The following is a 523-nucleotide window of genomic DNA, read 5'->3' on the forward strand; positions in this document are numbered from 1 at the left end:
CATCGAAAAGCCCCCCAAGAAGTGGAGGTGGCCGGAGGCGACCAAGCCCCGACTGGTCGGTGCGGTCATCTTGTGCCTGATCATCGGCCTCACCCCCGCGTTGGCCTGGCAGCAGGCCATGAACCGGCAGGTGGAGACGGCCCCGAGTGGTCCGAACACGGACAACCCCGGTGCGTATTCGCTGGCCGCCGACTACCAGCCCACGGGTAACGACGACGCCCCCACCATCCCGTTGCCCCAGCAGCTCGAGGCTCAGGCTCCCAACCGTGGACCGGCCTGCCCGGCGGAGTGGAACATCCCGGCAGAAGCACAGGGGCTGTGCACCAACGCCACGCCTGACGTAGAGAACCCTGAACAGACCCTTCTGCTGATCGGCAACTCCCACGCCGAACACTGGCTGGATGCCATTCGGCCGCTGGCCGAGGCCAACAACTGGCGCATCGTGACCTACATCAATCCGGGCTGTTACTTCACCACCGAGGAGGATCAACGCTTTGACAACTGCCGCCCGTGGCTGGCAGCA

The 523-nt window shown here is 65.4% G+C and carries 1 protein-coding gene; it reads left to right on the forward strand.

Translation table 11 applies throughout. The features are described from left to right. Positions 1 to 523 (forward strand): SGNH hydrolase domain-containing protein (locus tag GTW58_RS13970; protein ID WP_280842336.1); only part of this gene is annotated, 523 nt, incomplete at both ends.

This window comes from Kocuria subflava, from assembly GCF_012163155.1.
In the GTDB taxonomy this organism is placed as follows: Bacteria; Actinomycetota; Actinomycetes; order Actinomycetales; family Micrococcaceae; genus Kocuria; species Kocuria subflava.